This is a genomic window from Citrobacter sp. Cb004, assembly GCF_030337065.1.
GTDB lineage: Bacteria > Pseudomonadota > Gammaproteobacteria > Enterobacterales > Enterobacteriaceae > Citrobacter > Citrobacter braakii.
The window spans coordinates 38,438-57,447 of record NZ_JAOWCH010000070.1; the positions used below are offsets into that span (position 1 = coordinate 38,438).

The window sequence follows — 19,010 nt, forward strand, 5'->3', positions numbered from 1 at the left end:
TTATTTGTTCACGATGCCTACGCGTGACAACGCGTCAGGGACAGAGGCCGACTGGCGGATAACAACCGTCAGCAGCATAAGCATCACCGCGCTGATGGCCGCCGGAACGGCAATAATGAAAAACAGGTTATCGAATGAGAAATTCATCGCCATCATCACGCCGCCGGAGAGCGAGCCGACAATCGCGCCGCAGCGGCCAATCGCATTAGACCAGCTGACGCCCGTAGCCCGGCTCTGCGTCGGATAAAGCGTGGCGGTTAAGGCATTCAGGCCCACCTGCGAACCGCTGATGCCGATGCCGGTGCCAAAAATGGCCAGCGCCATCAGCCACAGGCCGTTCTCGCTCAGGCCAATCATGACAATACACACCGCACCCAACGCATAGCTCACTGCCAGCACGCGGAAAGGATTGTATTTATCCATCAGCACTCCCAGCACCAGCGCACCTAGCGTACCGCCAATCTGAAAGGCGGCGGTCACCCATGAGGCATGCTGCAGGTCAATTCCGCGATGGTTAAGCAGCGTTGGCATCCAGCTGGAGAGCAGATAAATAATCAGCAGGCTCATAAAGAACACCACCCATAACATCAGGGTAATGGGCAACTGTTGCCCGACGAACAGCTGGCGAATGCTGCCTTTGGCAATCGCGGCGCCCTCGTTGAGATAAAATTGGGTATTGTCATAACGTTCCCGGGTGATGGCGCTGACGGTTCTGGCAATCACGTTTTGCGGCAACTGACGACGAACCTGCCAGCGCGGGGATTCCGGCAGCGCAAACAGCAGAGCCACAAACAGCATCAGCGGTAGCACGCCTCCCAGCACCAGGATGCCGTGCCAGCCAATAACCGGCACCAGCTGTGCGCTGACAATCCCGCCCATCGCCGAGCCCAGGGTAAAACCGCAGAACATCATGGTGACCAGTGCGCCACGCCGACGCGCTGGCAGGTATTCTGAGGTCATAGTGATAGTATTTGGCATCGCGCCGCCCAGGCCTAACCCGGTAAGGAAGCGCAAAAAAACCAGCGTTTGCAGATCGGGGGAAAAAGCCGAAATCAGGCTCAGTGCGCCGAACAGCGCCACGCAGAGTTCAATCACCCGTTTGCGGCCAAAACGATCCGATAGCGGACCGCAGAGCAGTGCGCCAGCGGTCAGACCCAGCAGGCCTGCGCCAAACAACGGCGCCAGATCTCCGGCCGTCAGTTGCCAGTGGGTGCGAATGTCGGGCGCGATAAAACCAATAGCCGCAGTATCAAAACCGTCGAGCATGACGACCAAAAAACAGCAAATGATAACGCGCCACTGGGTCTTACCGACGGGGGCGGAATCGATCAGTGCTTGTAGATCACGTTGTTGAGTCATAGTGAATGCCTCAGTGCAGGTAGAGTAGATGTCTGTTTTGTTTTAGGTATGTTGCGACTTTGTATGTTTGGAGATGAAATGTACAATGGCTTTTCATGCAGAGGCATAACCTGGAGGTTATAGCAAATGGCTAACTGGGCGCAGAAACTTAAGTTACACCACCTGCAAACGCTTATTGCGCTGGGCGAACAGGGGAATTTGACTCACGTCGCCCGAATGATGAATATCACCCAGCCAGCGTTGTCAAAATGGTTATCACAGCTCGAAGATGAGATGGGTATCACACTCTTTGAACGTCATAGCAAAGGCTTACGCCCTTCAGAAGGCGGCAAGCTGCTACTGCAGCATGCCCAACGCCTGATCAATGATATGGAACGTTCACAGTATGAAATCGCCCGTTTTAAGCAGGGAGGCCTGGTAGGGAGTCTGAAGATTGGCTGCTCGCCGGTGGCGACGGACTGCGTTTCACAGGCGATATTGGGTTTGCTCACAGAGCTGCCGACCCTGCATCTTAATATTGAAGAGAAGGTGATGACCCCGCTGTTGCACGATCTGCTCGCGGGTTCGGTGGATGTGGTGGTCGGACGCGTCGGTGGCCGGGCGCTTCAGTTGCCGCTCAATTACCAGGTGCTGTATACCGAGCCGGTCTGTTTCGTCGCGCGCCCCGACCATCCGCTGGCAAAATATCCCCTGCTCACCTGGCATGATCTGGCTAACTGGCGCTGGATTGTCTGGCCGACGGGAACGCCCATCCGGATAAGCATTGACAACGCGCTGGTAGATAACGGCGTCATGCTACCGGAAAACATCATTGAGTCGGCGTCGATAAACGTCAGCACCAACCTGCTGCAAAGTAGCGACATGATCTCTATTCTTTCTCTACGCCTGGCGCAGCGTTATGCCGCCCAGGGACAGCTGGCTATCCTGAATCTGCCGAAGATTGAACAAAAAGGCAGCGTAGGCGTGTTCTGGCGCAACAATGAAACGCCCACGACCGCCCTGAATCGTTTTCTGTATTACCTGGCACAGGTTTAACGTGAACAGTTAGGGCCATCGCCCGATGTTCCAGATATCTATTTCTTCTATGCTTAGAATTCATGATGTGATCGGTAGCACGTTTTGAAGTTTAATTGTATGATGAATCAGTCTCGTCAAGGGTTTCAACTATGAGCAAAGCACTGAACATTATCTGGCAATATTTGCGCGCATTCGTCCTGATTTATGCCTGCCTCTATGCAGGTATTTTTCTTGCATCGCTACTCCCCATCACCATTCCGGGCAGCATTATCGGCATGCTGATTCTGTTTGTCTTACTGGCTTTGCAGGTGTTACCGGCAAAATGGGTTAACCCCGGCTGCTATGTGCTGATTCGCTATATGGCCCTGCTGTTTGTCCCGATTGGCGTGGGGATCATGCAGTACTTTGATCTGCTCCGTGCGCAATTTGGTCCGGTGGTGGTGTCCTGTACCATCAGTACGCTGGTCGTTTTCCTGGTGGTGAGCTGGAGTTCTCACATTGTGCACGGTGAGCGCAAAATCGTTGGGCAAAAAGGGTCTAAAGAATGATGTCGTATATCTGGTGGTCGTTACCCCTTACCCTGGCGGTATTTTTTGGCGCACGTAAGCTGGCTGCACGATTTAAAATGCCGCTATTGAACCCGCTACTGGTCGCCATGGTGGTGATCATTCCCATTCTGATGCTGACCGGAATTCCCTACGATCACTATTTCAAAGGCAGTGAGGTGCTGAACGATTTACTGCAACCTGCCGTGGTCGCGCTGGCCTATCCGTTATACGAACAGCTGCACCAGATTCGCGCTCGCTGGAAATCAATTATTGCCATCTGCTTTGCGGGGAGCGTTGTGGCGATGGTTACAGGTACAACAATCGCCTTGTTGATGGGTGCATCGCCGCAAATTGCTGCGTCAATCATGCCGAAATCGGTAACCACGCCTATCGCTATGGCAGTGGGAGGCAGTATTGGTGGTATTCCGGCCATCAGCGCCGTGTGCGTCATTTTTGTTGGTATCCTCGGGGCTGTGTTTGGTCATACTTTGCTCAATGCGATGCGTATTCGCACCAAAGCCGCACGTGGACTGGCTATGGGTACCGCTTCGCACGCCCTGGGTACCGCACGCTGTGCAGAGCTGGACTATCAGGAAGGCGCGTTTAGCTCTCTGGCGCTGGTTATTTGCGGCATTATCACCTCGTTGGTCGCCCCATTCCTGTTCCCGATTATTCTGGCCCTGGTCGGTTAACCTTCAATTTTTGGCTAATTATTTGCGATGCGTTGCACATTTTTATTTTAAGTTTCATAAGTTGCATACACAATGAGATTTGGATCACATATAAAGCCGTAACAGGCCCGTAAACTACGATTCCATTACATTGTTATGAGGCATCGCCATGCATCCACGTTTTCAAACTGCTTTTGCCCAACTCGCGGATAACTTGCAATCAGCCCTGGCGCCTGTTCTGGCGGATGCGCATTTCCCCGCCATGCTGACTGCTGAGCAGGTCTCTTTGCTGAAACGCGAATCGGGACTGGACGAAGACGCGCTGGCATTCGCTCTTTTGCCGCTGGCTGCGGCCTGCGCGCGTACTCCGCTGTCCAACTTCAACGTTGGGGCAATTTCTCGCGGCATCAGCGGCACCTGGTACTTCGGTGGCAACATGGAGTTCCTGGGGGCGACCATGCAGCAAACCGTTCATGCCGAGCAAAGCGCCATTAGCCATGCCTGGCTGCGCGGTGAAAAAGGGCTCGCCGCCATCACCGTCAACTACACGCCGTGCGGCCACTGTCGCCAGTTTATGAACGAACTGAACAGCGGACTGGATTTACGTATTCATCTGCCGGGACGTGCGCCACACGTGCTGCGCGATTACCTGCCAGACGCCTTCGGACCGAAAGATCTGGAGATTAAAACGCTGCTGATGGACGATCAGGATCACGGCTTCGCGCTGCAGGGCGATGCGTTGACCCAAGCGGCTATCACCGCCGCTAACAGATGTCATATGCCGTACAGCAACTCCCCAAGCGGCGTGGCGCTGGAATGTAAAGATGGTCGAATTTTTAGCGGTAGCTATGCGGAAAATGCCGCCTTCAACCCGACCCTGCCGCCGCTGCAAGGCGCGTTAAACCTGTTGAACCTTAACGGTTATGACTACCCGGATATCCAGCGTGCTGTGCTGGCTGAAAAAGCCGATGCGCCGTTGATTCAGTGGGATGCGACCTCCGCTACCCTGAAAGCGCTGGGCTGCAATAATATTGAGCGCGTGCTGCTCGGTTAATTGCCTGGCGCTACGCTTATCTGGCCTGCAATCGCTCGAGGTTGTCGGCCAGATTTGCTGTTGCTACCATCCAATAGGGCCGTTTTGCTGAAAATCCCCTCAATCAGATTGCTGTTTCTTGCGCTACGTCTTCCGGTACAGTAGCCTGATTGAAATTCCATCCAAATAACGAGTTTTCTGCATGTTAAAGCGCGTGTTTTACAGCCTGTTAGTCCTGGTAGGCTTGCTGCTTTTGACTGTGCTTGGGCTCGACAGGTGGATGAGCTGGAAGACCGCTCCCTACATCTACGACGAATTGCAGGATTTACCCTACCGCCAGGTCGGTGTGGTCCTGGGCACGGCGAAATACTATCGCACCGGCGTCATCAACCAGTATTACCGCTACCGCATTCAGGGCGCATTGAACGCCTATAACAGCGGAAAGGTAAACTATCTGCTGCTGAGCGGCGACAACGCGCAGCAAAGCTACAACGAACCCATGACGATGCGTAAAGATCTGATTGCCGCAGGTGTCGATCCCGCTGACATCGTGCTTGATTACGCCGGGTTCCGGACGCTCGATTCAATTGTACGAACCCGCAAGGTGTTCGATACCAACGATTTCATCATTATTACTCAGCGATTCCACTGTGAGCGCGCCTTGTTTATTGCGCTGCATATGGGCATCCAGGCCCAGTGCTATGCGGTGCCCTCACCAAAAGATATGCTCACCGTGCGGGTACGTGAATTTGGCGCCCGCTTTGGCGCACTGGCCGATCTCTATATTTTCAAACGTGAACCCCGCTTTTTAGGCCCGCTGGTGCCCATCCCTACCATGCATCAGGTACCGGACGATGCACAGGGATATCCGGCGGTCACGCCTGAACAACTACTCGAATTACAAAAGAAACAAGGAAAATAAGCATGGATGTACAAACCCTTTTCGTCGTGTTGGCCTTTCTGCTCATTCCCGTATTTTGTTTTCGCGAAGCATGGAAAGGCTGGCGCTCTGGGGCCGTAGATAAAATTAAAAAGAATGCGCGCGAACCGGTTTACGCTTATCGCAATCAAGAGCCCCTGCAATTTTGGTCTTATGTGCTGGTTTATGCCGGGTGCGGATGTTTATCCTTCGGGATGGTTATTTACTTAGTCTTTTATCGCTAAAGAATTTTCCTTTATATTAGCATTTGAGAATAGCTAATATTTTGATAATAGTTACCATTTCAATGTAAGGGATTAATGCTGCCCGCCAGCATTTCCCTCAGACTATCTTCTATTTGTGAATCCTTTCACAGAATACTCTTCCTGCAGTGCTTAGCCTTAAGAATAGCCTTCACTTTTTATATTTTGTTATTAACGGTTTGCCTTAATTTACTCAAGCATTAAGGAAGAAAATATGCCACAACAAAATTATCTGGATGAGCTCACGCCTGCTTTTACCCCATTATTAGCAATAAAAGAGGCTTCTCGCTGTTTATTATGTCACGACGCCCCCTGTAGTCATGATTGCCCGGCGCAAACAGACCCAGGGAAATTTATTCGCTCTATTTATTTTCGTAATTTTAAAGGTGCGGCTGAAACTATCCGCGAAAATAATGCGCTCGGTGCGGTGTGCGCCCGGGTTTGCCCAACCGAAAAATTATGCCAGCGCGGATGTACGCGCTCAGGAATTGATAAACCTATCGATATTGCACGTCTGCAACGCTTTATTACCGATTTTGAACAGCAGACCGCAATGAAAATCTACCAGCCGGCAACAAAAACGCTCGGCAAGGTAGCTATCATCGGGGCGGGTCCGGCAGGGTTACAGGCCAGCGTAACGCTAAGTAATCTTGGTTATGATGTCACAATCTTCGAAAAACAGGCCCAGCCAGGTGGCTGGTTGCGTTATGGCATTCCTGAGTTTCGTCTGCCGCAAGCAGTTTTGGATCTTGAAATTGCCCGTATCGTTGAAATGGGCGTGACCATCAAGTGCAATTGTGAAGTCGGCAATGCCCTTTCCGTTGAGCAACTCAAAGCAGAATACCGCGCCGTACTGGTTACCGTTGGGATGTCTTACGGTTCAACGTTACCTCTGTTTGAGAGGGCGAATCACGTAGAAATCGCCGTCGATTTTCTGCAACGAGCCCGCCAATCCAACGGCGATATTACCGTCGCACAAAGTGCATTAATCATCGGCGGTGGCGACGTGGCGATGGATGTCGCCAGTACGTTGAAGCTGCTGGGCTGCCCGTCAGTCACCTGTGTCGCGCGTGAAGAACTCGCTGACTTCCCGGCCAGCGACAAAGAATTCAGCAGCACACAGGCTTTAGGGGTGTCGATAATTGACGGCTTCACGCCCGTGGCGGTTAGCGGAAATCGAGTCACCTTTAAGCACGTACGCCTGCCAGGAGAACTCACGCTTGAAGCCGAACAGATTATTCTCGCCGTCGGCCAACATGCTCAGCTTGATAATTTCGCCGCGTTAAAGCCACAGCGCAATCTTATCGATACGCACAATTATCAAACCGCCGATCCGGCTCTGTTTGCTGCGGGCGATATTGTTAAAGGCGATAAAACCGTTGTTTACGCCGTGAAAACAGGAAAAGAAGCCGCTCAGGCCATTCATCACTATTTAGAGGGAGCTTGCTCATGTTAACGAAAGATCTTTCTATTACTTTTTGCGGCGTCAAATTCCCCAACCCGTTCTGCCTCTCTTCCTCTCCGGTGGGCAACTGCTATGAAATGTGCGCCAAAGCCTATGATAGCGGCTGGGGTGGCATTGTTTTTAAAACGATCGGGTTCTTTATTGCTAATGAAGTCTCCCCTCGTTTTGACCATCTCACCAAAGAAGATACCGGCTTTATTGGCTTCAAAAACATGGAACAAATTGCCGAGCATCCGCTGGAGGAGAATCTGGCCGCAATTCGTCGGCTGAAACAGGACTACCCGGACAAAGTCCTGATTGCGTCGATTATGGGGGAAAATGAGCAGCAATGGCAGGAACTGGCCCGCCTGGTTGAAGACGCGGGTGCCGACATGATCGAGTGTAACTTCTCGTGCCCGCAAATGACCTCACATGCCATGGGTAGCGATGTCGGGCAAAGCCCTGAGCTGGTTGAAAAGTATTGTCGGGCCGTTAAACGCGGCTCGTCCCTGCCGATGCTGGCGAAAATGACACCGAACATTGGTGATATGTGTGAGGTGGCTCTGGCGGCAAAACACGGAGGTGCCGACGGTATCGCGACCATCAATACGGTTAAATCCATCACGAATATCGATCTGAACCGAAAAATCGGGATGCCGGTCGTCAACGGTAAATCCAGTATTTCCGGCTACTCCGGCAAGGCCGTTAAACCTATTGCTTTGCGATTTATCCAACAACTGCGCATGCACCCTGAACTGCGCAATTTCCCGATTAGCGGCATCGGGGGAATTGAGACCTGGGAAGATGCCGCCGAGTTTTTACTGTTAGGCGCGGCCACGCTGCAGGTGACCACCGGGATCATGCAGTATGGCTACCGGATTGTGGAGGACATGGCCAGCGGGCTGTCACATTACCTCGCCGATCAAGGGTTTGACTCACTGGAGGAGATGGTTGGTCTTGCCAATGCCAATTTCATCCCCGCGGAGGATCTTGACCGTAGCTACATCGTCTACCCGTACATCCATCTTGATAAATGCGTTGGCTGTGGCCGCTGCTACATCTCCTGTTATGACGGTGGACATCAGGCGATGGAATGGAATGAGGAAACCCGCACACCGCACTGCAACACAGAAAAATGTGTGGGATGCCTGCTGTGTGGTCACGTTTGCCCGGTAGCCTGTATTGAGCTGGGTGAGGTGAAATTTAAATCCGGTGAGAAAGAGCATGCGTTAACGTTGTAACGCTGACAAAAAAGCCCGGTACAGATTACGCTGTACCGGGCTTTTTGCGGTATACGATTACTTCTTACGCGCGTACTTCAGTGAGTCCAGCGCGACCGCGAAGATGATAATGCCGCCCTTGATGATGTACTGCCAGTATGGGTTCACGCCGATGTAGGTCAGACCGTAGTTGATGACGGTGAAGATAATCACACCGGTCACCACGCCAAACACGGTCCCTACCCCGCCGCTGAACGACACGCCGCCAACCACGCACGCCGCAATCGCATCCAGCTCATACATAAAGCCGAGGTTATTAGTCGCCGAGCCGATACGCCCGGCTTCGAGCAAACCACCGAAGGCATAAAACACGCCAGACAACGCATAGATGATCAGCAGGTTCAGCGCAACGTTGACCCCGGACACTTTCGCGGCTTCAGGGTTTCCGCCGATGGCGAAAATGTTTTTACCGAAGCGGGTCTTGTTCCACAGCACCCAGACAAACGCCACCGCAATCAGCGCATAGAAGGTGATGTAGGAGAGGCGGAAACTACCCAGCGCAATAAAGCCCTGCGCGAAGGTGGAGAATCCGCTGTCAAAGCCAGAAATTGGCGATGCGCCGACAAAGTCGTAGTACAGGGAGTTGATCCCGTAAACGATGATCATCGTACCCAGGGTGGTAATAAACGGCGTCACATTCAGATAAGCAATGATAATACCGTTCACCAGACCGATAATGGCGCCAATCACGCAAACAATCAGCACCACCACGATGATTGGCATTGTAGCCATTTCCGGGAACACCTTGTTGGCGTTCTCCATCGACTGTAGCAAGGTTGCCGCCACGACTGCCGCCAGGCCAACCTGACGTCCCGCCGACAGATCTGTCCCTTGGGTAACAATCAGCCCGGCCACACCCAATGCGATAATAATACGCACCGAGGATTGCGTCAGAATATTACTCAGGTTCAGTAAGCTTAAGAAAGTGGGATCCTGGAAAATAATAATCGCCAGTAAAACCAAAAGAACAACGTAAATTCCGCCTTCTTTCAGATAAGTAAGAAAACTTTTCTTATTTAACGCACTCATGAGGAGCCCCTAATCTTAAAGGTGCAAAGACGCAAGACGGAGGATTTCGTTTTGCGTTGTTGTTTTAGTGTCAACAATTCCGGCAACGAGACCATTGCTCATCACCAGAATACGATCGGTAATACCCAGCAGCTCCGGCATTTCAGAGGAAATAATAATAATCCCCTTATCCTTTTTCGCGAGTTCGGCAATCAGCTGATAAATTTCAAATTTCGCGCCAACATCGATACCACGCGTGGGTTCATCTAACATCAGGATTTCTGGCTGCGTTAATAACCAGCGACCAATAACCACCTTTTGCTGATTACCACCGGACAGTGAACCGATTTGTGTACGATGGCCCGGCGTTTTCACCCTCATTGAGTCAATTACCCACTGGGTATCACTCTTCATGCGGGAATTATCCAGCAGACCAACTTTATTTTTATAGTTTTGGATATTGGAGATTAACGAGTTAAAACCAATATCCAGATACGCGTAAATACCGGTTGAGCGGCGCTCTTCCGTGACCAGCGCAAAACCATGATTAATGGCCTCATTTGCGCTGTGGTTATTAATCTTTTTGCCGTGTAGCGTAATCGTACCCGATGATTTCTCACGAATACCAAAAAGCGTTTCAACGATATCAGTACGTTTTGCGCCGACCAGCCCGGCAATCCCGAGAATTTCCCCTTTGTGCAAATCAAACGAGATATCCCGAATCGACGGCTGACGCAGCGAGGTCAGGTTACGTACTTGCAGAATGACTTCACCGGGTTTGTTTTCTTTATCCGGAAAACGTTGGTTCAGTGAACGGCCGACCATCATGGAGATGATCTTATCCATATCCAGCCCTTCCAGCGGCTGGGTCGCAATCCACTGGCCATCGCGCAGCACGGTAATTTCATCGCATAGCTGGAAGATTTCTTCCATCTTGTGAGAAATATAAACAATACCGCATCCACGCTCTTTCAGCTTACGGATAATGGTAAACAGATGATTAACTTCTTTCTCGGTTAACGATGACGTTGGCTCATCCATGATGACGATTTTTGCGTCATAGGAGAACGCTTTCGCAATTTCAATCATCTGCATTTGCGAAACGGATAATGTACCAACGCGCGCACGCGGATCGATATCAATATCCAGCTCATCAAATATCGCTTTGGTATCGCGGTACATTTTGTCCTGATCGACAAACATGCCTTTGGTGGGATAGCGTCCCAGCCACATGTTATCCATCACAGAACGTTGTAATACCAGGTTTAATTCCTGGTGTACCATCGAAATACCATTTTCAAGCGCTTCTTTAGCAGAATGAAAATCGATTTCTTTACCCTGAAATAAAATACTACCGGAATCTTTTTGATAGATGCCGAAAAGACATTTCAATAATGTTGATTTCCCCGCGCCATTCTCCCCCATTAAGGCATGAATGGAATGTGGGCGGACTTTTAAATTGACATTATCAAGAGCCTTAACGCCGGGGAAGGACTTGTTGATGCCGGTCATTTCCAACAAGTATTCGCCTGACGACTGAGTATGTGTGCTGACCATAATTATACCTTGTTGGCCTTGCAGAGTGCGTTATTAAGGGCGCAATGACATTGCGCCCAAAGACGGAGTATTTACTTATTGGTAAACTCTGCCAGATTATCTTTATCGACACCTACGTACGGAACGCGAACAATTTTGTTCTCAATTTTCCAGTTAGTGCCATCTGCCGCACCTTTGCCATCAGCCAGGTTTTTCGCCAGATCGAAGGTGGCTTTCGCCTGGTTGTTGGCGTCGTTCAGCACGGTACCAGCCATTGCGCCAGATTTCACCAGAGCCAGCGCTTCAGGCAGCGCATCCACACCAAATACCGGTACGCTGGTTTTGTTGTGCGCTTTCAGCGCTTCAACTGCGCCCATTGCCATCGCATCGTTGTTTGCGATAACCACTTCGATTTTGTTGGCGTTCGGACCGGACATCCACGCATCCATTTTATCTTTTGCCTGAGCGGTATCCCACATTGCAGTATCTAACTGCAGTTGCTCAGTTTTAATGCCTTTATCGTTCAGCTCTTTAATCACGTAAGTGGTACGTGCTTCAGCGTCCGGGTGTCCCGGTTCGCCTTTCAGCAGAACAAACTGAATTTTGCCGTCTTTGTTCAGGTCCCAGTTCGGGTTCGCTGCCCAGTGTTTGGCGATCAAATCACCCTGAATAATACCGGACTCTTTAGAGTCAGTACCGACGTAAAACGCTTTGTCATAGCTGTCCAGCGCCTTACGAGAAGGTTCTTTGTTAAAGAACACGATCGGTACGTTCTGCCCGCGTGCCTTTTCAATGACCGTGCCTGCCGCTGCCGGGTCAACCAGGTTAATCGCCAGTGCTTTAACGCCTTTTGCCAGCAGCACGTCGATCTGGTCGTTTTGTTTGGACTGGTCGTTCTGCGAGTCATTCATCAGCAGCTGTACATCTGGCGCCGCTTTGGCATCTTTTTCAATAGCCTTACGTACTACAGACATAAAGTTATCGTCATACTTATAGATAGTCACACCAATGCGGGTATCAGCAGCGTGCGCAGCCGCGCCGAATAACATGCTTGCCATTACAGCAGACAGGGTCAACACCTTCTTATTCATGGTATCTCCGGTTTTATTATGCAGGGTAGTACTTGAGATAAATGCTCGGCAGGCAGAACGTTACTGAAGTGTTACTGAACGCCGAAGCTCACTTTTAAAAAATATTTCTTCCGTGTCTGGCAACGCTCCAAAAACAGGCTTTAATTTTTGTTTAAGGCACCTTTACCTCGGTGAAAGTGATTATTCACCGTTACATAGTAGTTACAGCGCAACAAACAGTGTCATCATAGCTATCGCATTGTTAATATACTGTGAATTTACTCACATATTGAAAGCGGTTACATCGCGCAACGTTATGAGTTAGTGATCGGTGCCGCATTCTGCCGTAGCGCCACTGAATGGCGACGCACCAGCGTCGGCATAAAGCAATGCGTCGCCTCCAGGTCTAACGTGCCTGCAGCCCCCTGTAGCGCAAGCTCCGTCGCCATTTTTGCCATGGAGGCAATGGGATAGCGTACGGTGGTCAGTTGCGGATCGGTGTAACGCGCGATAGGAATATCATCAAAGCCAATGATAGAAAGGTGTAATGGAATAGCGATGCCGTTGTCTTTTAGCGCGGTCAGCGCGCCGGCAGCCATATTGTCGTTATAGGCGAAAACCGCCGTCAGTTGTAAGTTACGTCCCAGCAGTTCTACCATCGCAGACTCTCCGCCTTGCATATCGGGCGAACCGGTGCCGACCCAACTTTCTGCCGCAACAATCCCCTGCTCTTTCAGGGCTGTTAACCACCCTTCTTTGCGCATGGTGTCATCTTCAATGCGATGGCTTGACGCCAGATAACCGATGCGTTGATGACCATTATTCAGCAGCATTCGGGTCGCCATTTTGGCACCGCTGATGTTATCCAGGCAGACGCAGCGGTGGGCGTAACCCGGCACCAGACGGTTGATCAGCACCATGCCGGGGATCTGATCCATAAACTCGGCGAGTTCCCGATCGCTCAGTGCTTTAGAGTGTACAATCAGTGCGTTACAGCGCTGACGAATCAACACCTCAATGGCATGACGTTCTTTTTCAGCCTCATGATAGCTGTTGCCAATCAGGACATACTTCTGATGCTGCTGGGCAACCATATCCACGGCTTTTACCAGCGCGCCAAAAAAGGCGTCTGATACATCCATGACCACAACACCAATCGTGTCGCTCACCTGCGTCGCCAGCGCTTGCGCGTTGGCATTAGGTCGATAGCCCAGCAGAGTAACTGCCTTCATTACCGCTTCACGCGTATCGGGACTCACCAGCGCACTGTTGTTCAGTACGCGGGAAACGGTCGCTACAGAAACGCCAGACTGTCGTGCCACATCACGTATGGTGATCATATTCACTGCCCTGTTTTAGATTGCGGTTGCCCGCAGACACCCCAGGCTGGGTATTTTGTCAGCACAATGAAACGCACTGCGTGAGAGATGTCACAGGAATGAAAGCGCTTACATCCGTTTTGTTAATGAATGTGATCCAGATCGTTATCTGGATGTACGCGGCAATGATGTCCCCGCAGCACGCAGGGTTAATTGACGCCACAGCCATTCCACCGGGCCCTGGCGGTAAAAACGTAGCCATATGACGGAGAAAAGTAGGTTAACGGCCCAAACCGGAATGACGAAATACAGCAGCTCCAGTCGGTCAAATTTCATAAATAAGCCGACCTGGTAAAACAGCGTGGTGCAGATTAAGGTTTGTAACAGATAGTTAGTTAATGCCATGCGCCCCACACAGGCGATGGCAATGACCCATTTTAAGCGGCTAAGCTGCGGCCAGAAGCCGAACATCAGCGCGGCGTAACCGATGGTCTGCAACGGCGCGCCCAGCTCTCGCGGGGCTTGTAGCAAGAAGGCACACCAGCGATATGCCCAGTCCAGATGCCACTGAGCGACGATAGCAGGCAGGTTAATCGCCATCCCGAGAATGACCAGCAGTACACCGGTGCGTCGGTAATGCTGTAAGCTGTACTGCCCTTTTAACCAACCGCTGCGCATCAATGCCGCGCCGAGCAGCATCATCCCCGCCAGTTGCCAGCCGTACTGTGCGCCCAGCGCCAGCAAACTATTGGACATCATATCCACGCGATTGCTGACGGCTTCCATTCCACCGTTTATTTTCCAGTATTTTTCATACAGCAACGCTGAGGCATCCGGCGTCCAGGCACGACTGGTCTCACTCCCGGAGATTCCCCCCAGCAGCAGCAATACGCCAACGCCCACCAGATAAAGCAGTACGCCGGTGTTAAATAAGCTTTTTACCGACGGCGCATCACGGATCAACCGCCAACAAATCAGGCCGATTAAGCCATATGCCAGCAGGATATCGCCATCCCAGAAGAGTAAACCGTGAATAAAACCCAATAGAACCAGCAGCGTAAGCCGCGACTGGATCCAGCGTTTACCGCGCGGGAGCAGCATTTGCAGACCGGCACCGAACAGCAGCGCAAACAGCGTGAGGAATTTTACCTGCGCGAAGAGATCGAGCAGCGCCCAGGTCCAGGCGTCGGATAAGGTGATGTTGCCATACCACGCGGGATTGAGGTATGCCGCCTTTGGCAAGCCAAAGGCGCTAATATTGAGAAGCAGGATACCAAGAATGGCGACGCCACGAATAAAATCCAGCGTGACATTACGCTCCATGGTCCCTGCCCTAATCAGTTGTGATGACGTACTGCGCGCAGGAATTCCTGACGCGTGTTCTGGCTGGACTTAAACAATCCGCCAAGAGAAGTGGTCGTGGTCGCACTGGTCGCATCGCGAATGCCACGCGCTTTCACACAGTAATGTACCGCATCAATCGACACCGCCACATTATTCGTCCCGAGCAGCGTTTGCAGCGCGGTGAGAATTTGCTGGGTGAGACGTTCCTGAACCTGCGGACGCTGTGCGAAAAACTGCACAATGCGGTTAATCTTCGACAGACCAATAACCGAATCTTTCGGGATATACGCCACCGTCGCTTTGCCATCGATAGTAACAAAGTGGTGTTCGCAGGTGCTGGTCAGCGTGATATCGCGGACCGTGACCATCTCGTCCACCTTCATTTTGTTTTCAATGACGGTAATTTTCGGGAAGTTGGCGTAGTCGAGGCCGGAGAAAATCTCATCGACATACATTTTCGCAATGCGATGCGGAGTTTCCATCAAACTGTCATCGCTCAAATCGAGATTGAGCAACTGCATAATCTCGGTCATATGGCCCGAGATAAGACGTTTGCGCGTTTCGTTATCCATCTCTTGCACGGGCGGGCGTAGTGGCGTTTCAAGACCACGCGCGACCAGCGCTTCATGAACCAGGGCCGCTTCTTTACTGAGTGATGACATTTCTTCTTCTCCTGCAGGTGGGGCGCCTCTGCCCTGCATGGGGCAAAGTTTTTAGGCTGTGTCACAGCCAGAACATTGTGCGTGAGGCGGCGCACATAATCCAGTATTCACCGCGATAATTATTGAAATTGGCACAGCCTTTCAGCGTAGCTGATTTCACTTGTCGTTCTACCCGGCGACGTCGAGTGTTAATGTAAAGTTATATAGATGATGAAGTATGTTTGCTCAATGCGGAAGTGAAAGTTGCTCACAGTGCCATGAATAATCTGTATTATGGTGAGTTCGCAAACATATTCAGGTTCAACACAACAAGGAGCCCCGCATGGAAATGCTTGAAGAGCACCGCTGTTTTGAAGGCTGGCAGCAACGCTGGCGTCACGACTCCGCCACGTTAAATTGCACCATGACCTTCAGTATTTTTCTTCCTCCCCCGCGCGATAACACCCCGCCTCCGGTGCTGTACTGGCTGTCGGGTCTGACATGCAATGATGAAAACTTCACGACTAAAGCCGGCGCACAACGCATCGCGGCTGAGCTGGGCATTGTACTGGTGATGCCGGACACCAGTCCGCGCGGCGAACAGGTTGCCAATGATGATGGATACGATTTAGGCCAGGGGGCGGGATTTTACCTCAATGCTACCCAACAGCCATGGGCAACGCATTTTCGCATGTATGACTATCTGCGTGATGAGCTGCCGGCACTGATTCAATCGCAGTTTAACGTCAGCGATCGCTGCGCCATCAGTGGACACTCCATGGGCGGTCACGGCGCATTGATTATGGCGCTGAAAAATCCCGGGAAATACACCAGCATTTCCGCCTTTGCGCCGATCGTAAATCCTTGCCGCGTTCCGTGGGGGGAGAAGGCTTTTAGCGCGTATCTGGGTGAAGATAAATCACAGTGGGCCGAGTGGGACAGCTGCGAGTTAATGTTGGCCAGCAAGCCCGCAGACGCGATTCCGACGCTTATTGATCAGGGAGACAGCGATCAGTTTCTCGCCGATCAGCTGCAACCCGCGGTGCTGGCCGAAACGGCCCGTCAAACCGCATGGCCAATGACGCTACGCATCCAGCCCGGTTACGACCATAGCTATTACTTTATTGCGTCGTTTATTGAGGATCACCTGCGCTTCCACGCCCAGTATTTGTTGAAGTAACGCCTGAGTGAGGGCGCCAGCCCTCTTCATTTCTCCATCATTCCTTCACTTTTTCTCCTTTTTTCTTTCTCCACTATCCTATTGATTTAAAAAGCATTACCCTCAAAACGATATCAAACACAAATGATTTCGATTATCATTTGTGTTTACAAACATTCATACTTTTGTACAATCCATTCGCTTCTTTACTGAAAAGAGTCCTTAAAAGACAAATACATACAATTGTCATGGCCTTTCACATGACGCGCTGATCGTTACCCTAAATAATTCGAGTTGTATGAACGCGCGTAGCCACGCATCTGCAACTTGAAGTATGCCGGGTAAATTCATTTAAATGGAATGATACAAATGACTATACCTCACGTTAAGGCTGTAGCTGCCGCAGTATGCGTCGCCAGTCTCCCATCACTCGGGCATGCCGCTGAACAAGACACCGTGGTGGTTACCGCCACCGGCTTCGAACAGAAAATTCAGGACGCTCCCGCTTCGATATCTGTTATTACCAAGCAGCAGATTGAGGACAAAGCCTATCGCGATGTTACCGATGCGCTAAAAGATGTCCCTGGCGTCGTCGTCACCGGCGGGGGTAGCAGCAGCGATATCAGTATTCGTGGTATGGCTTCGCAATACACGCTCTTCCTGGTCAACGGTAAACGCATCAGCACACGCGGCACACGTCCTAACAGCGACAACTCAGGTATTGAGCAAGGTTGGCTGCCGCCGCTGGAATCCATCGAGCGTATCGAGGTAATCCGTGGCCCAATGTCATCTCTGTACGGCTCCGATGCGATGGGCGGCGTCATCAACGTCATCACCAAGAAAGTGTCGAATACCAAAGCCTGGACCGGCTCTCTGCACGGCGATGCCACTTTCCAGGAAGACAGAGACTCCGGCGATATTTATCAGACCAACGCCTATGCGTCTGGGCCACTGATTGACGGATTACTCGGCGCAAAAGTGACCGGATTATTCTCTCATCGGGCGGAGGACAAAATCCTCAATGGCTACAATGAACAGCGTATGCGTAACGGGGGCTTAACCCTGAACTTTACGCCAGATGATAAAAATGACATCGACTTCGATTACGCACGTGAACTGCAGGATCGCGACAGTACGCCAGGCAAATCCATGGCCGAGGAAAGCTGCCGCAACGGAAGCTGCAAGCCCAACAGTAAAAGCGAAAACAAGTATGTGCACACAACGTATTCACTAACCCACAGCGGTTATTACGACGACTTCAACTCCACCAGCTATGTCCAGCAGGAAGAGACCGAAAACCCAGGTCGCCAGATGAAGTCCTACAACACGATTTTCAATAACCAGAACCAGGTCTTCCTTGGGGCGCACACCCTGACGTTGGGCGGGCAATACCGTTATGAAAAACTGAGTGATAACGGCAACCAGCTGCAAGCTGCTGATGGACTGAACAAACTGACCCGCTGGAGCTGGGCGCTGTTTGCTGAAGATGAGTGGGCCGTTACCGATACCTTCACGCTGACTGGCGGTCTGCGTATGGATAAAGATGAAAACTACGGCGACAACTGGACGCCGCGCGGTTATGGCGTATGGCATCTGAGCGATCAATGGACCTTAAAAGGCGGCGTTTCAGCGGGCTATCGCGCACCGGATCTGCGCCAGTCGTCTGCCAGTTGGGGACAGGTCACCGGCGGCGGTAGACTGAACGGCATCATTGTCGGCAACCCGGACCTGAAGCCGGAGAAAAGCCTCAGCGAAGAGATCGGTTTACTGTGGGATAACGGCAACGATCTCAACGCGGGCGTCACGCTGTTCAATACTGACTTCAAAGACAAAATCACCGAAGTGCGCCGCTGTAACAGCAGCTCCGATCCGGCCTGTACCATCGGCAATACCCACTATGACTTCGTCAGCGATCGCGTTAACGTCGATAAAGCCAATATGCGCGGCGTAGAATCCACTTTCGGCTGGAAGATGACTTCCGACATCAACTGGACGGCGAACTACACTTACACGGAATCTGAACAGAAAAGCGGTCAGTTCTCCGGTCAGCCATTGAACAAAATGCCAAAGCATATGTTCAACACCACGCTGGACTGGCAGGCCACGCAGGATCTCGGTTTCTGGAGCCGTCTGAATCTGCGCGGGAAAACGTCTGAATACCTGAGCCGTACCTCCATGGCGCAGGGCACCCCGTCCTATACTCAGGTCGATGTTGGTTTGCGCTATTATGCAAACAAAGATCTGCTGATGACCGCTGGCGTGTATAACGTGCTGGATAAGCAAATCGATTACGATACCTACGACACTGTTCTCGATGGTCGTCGTTACACGGTTGGCCTGACTTACAGCTTCTAAGTCTGGCGCAATAAAAAAACCCCGGCACTCATCATGCCGGGGTT

17 protein-coding genes are annotated in these 19,010 nt (G+C 51.5%); 10 read left to right on the plus strand and 7 right to left on the minus strand.

The genetic code is table 11. The features are described 5' to 3' along the window. The gene (mhbT, locus tag OGV65_RS21535; RefSeq protein ID WP_016153709.1) at positions 1–1,359 is read right to left on the minus strand and encodes a 3-hydroxybenzoate transporter MhbT; all 1,359 of its coding nucleotides are present in this window, start codon (positions 1,357–1,359) and stop codon (positions 1–3) included. A 126-nt stretch (positions 1,360–1,485) separates the two neighbouring features. Here mhbT and OGV65_RS21540 point away from each other — a divergent pair, with 126 nt between their 5' ends. The 8 genes from OGV65_RS21540 (at position 1,486) to preA (ending at position 8,495) form a co-directional block, all read left to right on the plus strand. After that, a complete protein-coding gene (locus OGV65_RS21540) occupies positions 1,486–2,394 on the plus strand; it encodes a LysR substrate-binding domain-containing protein (RefSeq protein WP_016153710.1) in 909 nt (302 codons plus the stop codon). A gap of 131 nt (positions 2,395–2,525) precedes the next feature. Beyond that, positions 2,526–2,924 carry a CidA/LrgA family protein gene (locus tag OGV65_RS21545; protein WP_016153711.1) on the plus strand — a complete coding sequence of 133 codons (399 nt, stop codon included), beginning with the start codon at positions 2,526–2,528 and terminating at the stop codon, positions 2,922–2,924. Then, positions 2,921–3,616 carry a CidB/LrgB family autolysis modulator gene (locus OGV65_RS21550; RefSeq protein WP_016153712.1) on the plus strand — a complete coding sequence of 232 codons (696 nt, stop codon included), beginning with the start codon at positions 2,921–2,923 and terminating at the stop codon, positions 3,614–3,616. The genes OGV65_RS21545 and OGV65_RS21550 overlap by 4 nt, the downstream gene beginning before the upstream one ends. Positions 3,617–3,764: 148 nt before the next feature. Continuing rightward, positions 3,765–4,649 carry a cytidine deaminase gene (cdd, locus tag OGV65_RS21555; RefSeq protein WP_016153713.1) on the plus strand — a complete coding sequence of 295 codons (885 nt, stop codon included), beginning with the start codon at positions 3,765–3,767 and terminating at the stop codon, positions 4,647–4,649. 181 nt (positions 4,650–4,830) lie between these two features. Next, the gene (sanA, locus tag OGV65_RS21560) at positions 4,831–5,550 is read left to right on the plus strand and encodes an outer membrane permeability protein SanA (protein ID WP_016153714.1); all 720 of its coding nucleotides are present in this window, start codon (positions 4,831–4,833) and stop codon (positions 5,548–5,550) included. 2 nt (positions 5,551–5,552) lie between these two features. Continuing rightward, a complete protein-coding gene (locus OGV65_RS21565; protein WP_016153715.1) occupies positions 5,553–5,792 on the plus strand; it encodes a DUF2542 family protein in 240 nt (79 codons plus the stop codon). Between the two features lie 232 nt (positions 5,793–6,024). Beyond that, the gene (locus OGV65_RS21570) at positions 6,025–7,266 is read left to right on the plus strand and encodes an NAD(P)-dependent oxidoreductase (protein WP_047500987.1); all 1,242 of its coding nucleotides are present in this window, start codon (positions 6,025–6,027) and stop codon (positions 7,264–7,266) included. Then, the gene (gene preA, locus OGV65_RS21575) at positions 7,260–8,495 is read left to right on the plus strand and encodes an NAD-dependent dihydropyrimidine dehydrogenase subunit PreA (RefSeq protein ID WP_286455402.1); all 1,236 of its coding nucleotides are present in this window, start codon (positions 7,260–7,262) and stop codon (positions 8,493–8,495) included. Before OGV65_RS21570 ends, preA begins: the two co-directional genes overlap by 7 nt. 57 nt (positions 8,496–8,552) lie before the next feature. Here preA and mglC read toward each other — a convergent pair whose 3' ends face one another. The 6 genes from mglC to folE form a co-directional block, all read right to left on the minus strand. Next, on the minus strand, positions 8,553–9,563 hold the full coding sequence (gene mglC / locus OGV65_RS21580) for a galactose/methyl galactoside ABC transporter permease MglC (RefSeq protein ID WP_003027393.1): 1,011 nt from the start codon (positions 9,561–9,563) through the stop codon (positions 8,553–8,555). Positions 9,564–9,578: 15 nt separating this feature from the next. Further along, on the minus strand, positions 9,579–11,099 hold the full coding sequence (gene mglA, locus OGV65_RS21585; RefSeq protein ID WP_016153718.1) for a galactose/methyl galactoside ABC transporter ATP-binding protein MglA: 1,521 nt from the start codon (positions 11,097–11,099) through the stop codon (positions 9,579–9,581). 71 nt (positions 11,100–11,170) lie between these two features. Continuing rightward, a complete protein-coding gene (gene mglB, locus OGV65_RS21590; RefSeq protein ID WP_016153719.1) occupies positions 11,171–12,169 on the minus strand; it encodes a galactose/glucose ABC transporter substrate-binding protein MglB in 999 nt (332 codons plus the stop codon). A 293-nt stretch (positions 12,170–12,462) separates the two neighbouring features. Next, positions 12,463–13,488: an HTH-type transcriptional regulator GalS gene (galS, locus tag OGV65_RS21595; protein WP_047359172.1), complete on the minus strand. Its 1,026-nt coding sequence runs from the start codon at positions 13,486–13,488 to the stop codon at positions 12,463–12,465. A gap of 144 nt (positions 13,489–13,632) precedes the next feature. After that, on the minus strand, positions 13,633–14,790 hold the full coding sequence (yeiB, locus tag OGV65_RS21600) for a DUF418 domain-containing protein YeiB (protein ID WP_279265649.1): 1,158 nt from the start codon (positions 14,788–14,790) through the stop codon (positions 13,633–13,635). A 14-nt stretch (positions 14,791–14,804) separates the two neighbouring features. Beyond that, positions 14,805–15,473, minus strand: a complete 669-nt coding sequence (folE, locus tag OGV65_RS21605; protein WP_003027410.1) for a GTP cyclohydrolase I FolE — start codon at positions 15,471–15,473, stop codon at positions 14,805–14,807. A 322-nt stretch (positions 15,474–15,795) separates the two neighbouring features. Here folE and fghA point away from each other — a divergent pair, with 322 nt between their 5' ends. Together fghA and OGV65_RS21615 are read left to right on the plus strand one after the other, a co-directional pair. Further along, entirely contained in the window at positions 15,796–16,632 is an 837-nt protein-coding gene (gene fghA / locus OGV65_RS21610; protein ID WP_047500981.1) for an S-formylglutathione hydrolase, read from the plus strand. Positions 16,633–16,980: 348 nt separating this feature from the next. After that, on the plus strand, positions 16,981–18,966 hold the full coding sequence (locus OGV65_RS21615; protein WP_016156980.1) for a ligand-gated channel protein: 1,986 nt from the start codon (positions 16,981–16,983) through the stop codon (positions 18,964–18,966). The last annotated feature ends 44 nt before the right edge of the window (positions 18,967–19,010 follow it).